This is a genomic window from Oleiphilus sp. HI0128 (genome assembly GCF_001635365.1).
This window is the reverse complement of record NZ_LWGG01000582.1, coordinates 1-460: the sequence shown is the minus strand read 5'-3', so window position 1 is coordinate 460 and position 460 is coordinate 1. Positions and strand designations below refer to the sequence as shown.

The 460-nt window shown below is 46.7% G+C and carries 1 protein-coding gene; it reads left to right on the top strand.

Going from position 1 to position 460, the window contains the following annotated elements:
- Window positions 1-429 (top strand): molybdenum cofactor biosynthesis protein MoaE (locus A3763_RS07060; RefSeq protein WP_197482825.1); only part of this gene is annotated, 429 nt, incomplete at its 5' end.
- Window positions 430-460 lie beyond the last annotated feature (31 nt).

Here is a 460-nt window from a genome sequence, read left to right as displayed (position 1 = left end):
GAAGATTTCTCAATAGAAAATGAGTACCAGACTCTACGGAACAACCACGCCCTAGCAACTGGCGCGATCTGCACGTTTTCAGGCTTGGTTCGGGAATTCGGAGATCGCCCTAATGTAAATGGCATGTTCCTGGAGCACTACCCTGGCATGACAGAGCAGTGCTTACAGAAAATCATTCAACAAGCAGCTGAACGTTGGCAGATACTTGAAGCGAGAGTCATTCACCGCGTTGGCCCTTTGCACTTGAGCGAACAAATTGTCTTCGTTGGCGTAAGCTCTGCACATAGAGCAGATGCTTTTGCGGCCTGTGAGTTTATTATGGACTACTTAAAGTCCGACGCGCCTTTCTGGAAAAAGGAAATCACCAAAGACGGTGCTGAATGGGTTGAAGCAAAAGAGAGCGACCTAGATAGAAAAAAACGCTGGTAAAATGTCTGACTTAAGCCACAATAATTTCGCC